At 62.9% G+C, this 4,071-nt stretch carries 2 protein-coding genes and 1 pseudogene; 2 read left to right on the forward strand and 1 reads right to left on the reverse strand.

The window, feature by feature from the left end:
- Positions 1-946 precede the first annotated feature (946 nt).
- Positions 947-1,492, forward strand: coding sequence for a GNAT family N-acetyltransferase (locus tag ACFTZC_RS41825; RefSeq protein ID WP_382899336.1), 546 nt, complete (start codon positions 947-949; stop codon positions 1,490-1,492).
- Positions 1,493-1,616: 124 nt separating this feature from the next.
- Positions 1,617-2,797: pseudogene (locus ACFTZC_RS41830) on the forward strand (IS3 family transposase).
- A 259-nt stretch (positions 2,798-3,056) separates the two neighbouring features.
- On the opposite strand, the gene ACFTZC_RS41835 reads toward ACFTZC_RS41830, so the two are convergent.
- Positions 3,057-3,931 (reverse strand): IS5 family transposase gene (locus tag ACFTZC_RS41835; protein ID WP_382899338.1). Its coding sequence is split into 2 segments (ribosomal slippage): positions 3,057-3,539 and positions 3,542-3,931, totalling 873 coding nucleotides; the frame shifts between segments, so codons are not numbered across the junction.
- Positions 3,932-4,071 lie beyond the last annotated feature (140 nt).

The raw sequence follows: 4,071 nt of genomic DNA on the forward strand, positions 1-4,071 counted from the left end.
TCTCCCCGCTGGAGTTCGAACAGCAGCACCACAGGACAGCTAAACTCTCACTCGCAGCATGAACCCCTGTGTCCACACTCCGGGGGTCACCTCAGAGTTCTCTACGCCCCGTGATCCGACTGGAAGACCGTGCCTGCCGACGCATCATCGCTGATCCCGCCTGCCTTTGACCAACTCCGGGAGCATCGCGAGGCCGTGCCCGAGGAGATCCCAGGCCTGCTGGAGCGATTGGGCGAGGTGCCCGACCCGCGCGATCCGCGTGGTGTGCGGCACGCTCTGGTCGTCGTGCTCGCGCTGAGCTTGTCCTACCTTCAAAGCGTGGGTCTGAGCTGGTCATTCGTAAGATCGGTGGACCCGGGGGTTCTGGGTATGGCTGTGAGCTTGTCACCGTTGGATGGCTCAAAGAACTTGGCCGCCCGGAGCCCCGCGACGACTCGACCGCTAATTCGGATACACGACTCGATCGCTGTGTAGGACTTCCCAATGACGATGTCAAGCAGCCGTCGTGACGGTTGGTAGTACCTGGTAGCACGCTTGGTCGCGAATCATGGCCCACGTGGACCAGGTCGTAGTACAGGAGCACAACTCGACGGCGACGAGGCGTGCAGTTCTTGATGAGGGCTGATTCTCGGAAGCCGACGGACGTTGAACCGTTGGCCCCGGTGGCCCGTTGTGTCTGTGAGGCTCGGGCGGTGACGCCGCTGGTGAGCGAGACGATGCAGGTTGAACCGGTGCCATCTCCGAGTGGCCGAGGTTCCCTGTTCCGCGGCAGTGCGTGACGTAATTGGGCAAGGACCAGCGACACAAGGCCACCCCTCCGGTCGCCAAGCGTAAGGAATTCTGGGAATGTCAGCAGTCCCGCCCGGGCTGTATCATCAATACCGCAGCTGAGCAGCCTCCGGTCGGCCGGGGGTGCGGCCTCACGAATCCGAAAGGTTTGGATGTTATGTCCCCGACCCTGCCTCTACATATTGAGCTTCTTCCATCCGGGGCCAGTTCGGACACAACCCTGATGGGGCGGATAGCGGATCTGGTGAACCGGGTTTACGCAATTGCCGAGGACGGGCAGTGGCTCCCAGGCGCAACACGTACCAGCATGGAGGAAATCACCGAACTGACCCGCGCCTGCCAGATCGTTGTGGCCAGGACCGGCGGCACCCTCGTGGGATCCATTCGCGTGCAGCTCCTGGCCCCTGAAAAAGGGGAAACGGGGATGCTGGTCGCCGACCCGGATTACAGGAACATGGGAATTGGTCGCGAGCTGCGCAGGTTCGCCGTGGAAATGCTCCGCCAGCGAGGGGCGAAGACCCTGCAGATCGAGCTCCTGGTGCCCCGTGACTGGAGTCAGGAATCCAAGCAGTTCATGGCGGAGTGGAACGAAAGGGCAGAGTATCGGGTGATCCGCAAGGGGGCCTTTGAAGAGCAGTATCCCGACCTCGCGCCGCTGCTGGCCACTCCGTGCGACTTCATCATCTACGAGAAAGCCATCTGAAATCCATGAAATACGGAACGCGTGGTTCATGCGGGTTGTCCTCGCGGCTACCCGCACTGAGGGGCCCCGAAGTTTCCGGACAGGCACCCAATAGGGTTGTCCTGAACAAGGAAACGAGGAAGAAGTGGCGCCACCCAGTAAGTACTCGCCGGAGTTCCGCGAGGAAGCCGTCCAGATCGCGCTGAGGTCGAGCAAGACGATCTCCGAAGTCGCCCGGGAGCTTGAACTGAACTCGGAGACCCTGCGCGGCTGGGTCAAGAAGCACCAGAAACAGCAGGAACCGGCCCCCAACGCGGAACTGACGGTGAACGAGCGGGCCCGCCTGAAGGAACTCGAACGACGCAACCGCGAGCTGGAGATGGAAAATTCCTTCCTGAAAAAAGCCGCAGCGTACTTCGCGAAGGATCCCCGGTAGCAAACAAATACGAGTTCATCGACGAGATGCGGCTCGACACCGAGGAGTACGCATACAGCGTCGAGTTCATGTGCGGCCGACTCGGCGTCTCCAGATCCGGCTACTACGACTGGCGAGCCCGCCCGGAATCCGCGACCGGCCAACGGCGCGACGAACTGAAGCTGCTCATCGAGAAAGCCTTCGACATGTCCGACAGCACCTACGGACATCGGCGCATCCAGGCCCAGCTGCACCGCTGGGGCGTCACCGCCGGCCTGGAACTGGTCCGCCGGCTCATGCGTGAGCTGGGCCTTGAGCCCTGCCAGCCGCAGCCGAAGAGGTTCAGGCTCACCCGGGCCGCGTCTGGTCAGGTGCCGGACCTCGTCGGCCGTAACTTCACCGCTGACACGCCCGGCGAAAAGCTCGTCGGCGACATTACTTACATCGCGACCGGGGAAGGCTGACTGTACCTCGCAACAGTCATCGACTGCTGCACGAAGGAAGTCATCGGTTACGCGATGGACGACCACTATCAAACCCCGCTGATATCCAGGGCGATCCGCAACGCGGCACGGAACAGGAACCTCTCAACCGGCGCGATATTTCACTCCGATCGCGGAAGCAACTACATGTCAGCCAAGTTCGGGAAGACGCTCAAGCGGTTCGGGCTCCGCAGATCTTCCGGCCGCACCGGGATCTGCTTCGACAACGCCATGGCCGAATCATTCTTCGGCGCCCTGAAGAACGAGCGTGTATCAAGGGTGACTTACCTGACCCGCGAGGCCGCCCGGCAGGACGTCACTCGCTACATCGAATTCTGGTACAATCGCAAACGCCTCCACTCGTCGGTGGGCTACCGTCCTCCGCGCGAAGTCCACGCCGAGTACGAGAAGTTGCGAATCGCCGCGTGAAATAGACGGTCAGATACCTGTCCGGAAAACGCGAGGCCCCTCATCGGTCAGTGGGGTGATGCGAAACGACAAAGTGTCTCCGTCGTGAGGAGGTGGCAAAGGTCAGTACGCGGGCTCAACTCCTGGGCACTCCTGCGCATGTGCTCCACACCTCCTCGTCGACAGAGCCGGTCCGGATCAACATGGACGGCTGGGAGAACGTAGCTGGTCTATCGGCTCCTCGGCAAACGGTTAACTGAAGGCTGCTGCGGCCGCGGGGTCACAGCCACTCATTGATCGCCGCGACCAGCACGGTTGCTTCGTAGCGGACGGCAAGTTTGTCGTATCTCGTGGCCACGGCCCGGTGGCGCTTGAGGCGATTGATCCCGCATTCGACCGCGTGCCTCTCGCGGTAGTCGGCCTTGTCGAACGTCGGCGGTCGGCCGCCGCGGGAGCCGAGCTTCTTACGGTTGCGAACCTGGTCCTTCTTCTCCGGGATCGTGCACCGGATCCCACGTCGGCGCAGGTAGGCACGGTTCTTCCGGGAGCCGTACGCCTTGTCGGCACGCACTCTGTCCGGCCGCTTGCGTGGACGCCCCAGTCCCTGCCGTGGCACCCGGATGTTCTCCAGGACCGGTTCGAACTGCGGGGAATCCCCGCGCTGCCCGGCCGTGATCACAATCGACATGGGCTTCTGCCCGTGCTCGACCGCGAGATGGACCTTGGTGGTCAGCCCACCTCGCGAGCGACCGAGACCGTGGTCGTCCGGCTCGACCTCAACGCCGCCGGGAGGCTCCTTCTGAAGATCCCCCTTTTGACCGCTCCGGCGGCGTGCTGGTGGGCGCGGCAGATCGTCGAGTCGACACTGACATCCCAGTTGATCAGGTCCTTCGCGTCCGCCTGGGCCTGCAGTTCGGTGAAGACTCGCTTCCACGTGCCGTCGCGCTGGCGGCGCCGGAACAGGTCGTAGACCCGATCCCACCGCCCGTACCGCTCGGGTACATCCCGCCACGGCGTCCCGGTCCGGGTCCGCCACCGTATGCCGTCGATCAGCTGCCGCCTCGGCCAAATCGGCGGCCGGCCAGGCTTCATGCCCTTCGGCAACAACGGCTCCAGCCTGGCCCACTGCTCGTCCGTCAGATCTCCACGCGCCACAGCGCGTGATCATTCCACGACCAAGATCGACTTTCGCAACACGCCCTAGCTTGATCTTTAACCTGTGCGGCGTGGTCGTGGGGTGGTCGACTTCTTCGTTCGTTGTTTCGCCGCCGGTGTTTTGCGAGGTGTGTGGACGT

Source organism: Streptomyces sp. NPDC056987 (assembly GCF_042673865.1).
GTDB lineage: Bacteria > Actinomycetota > Actinomycetes > Streptomycetales > Streptomycetaceae > Streptomyces.

What these genes read in the sequence shown, in the direction of transcription:
- ACFTZC_RS41825 (WP_382899336.1), top strand. Translation starts at nt 947, where the DNA reads ATGTCCCCGACCCTGCCTCTACATATTGAGCTTCTTCCATCCGGGGCC.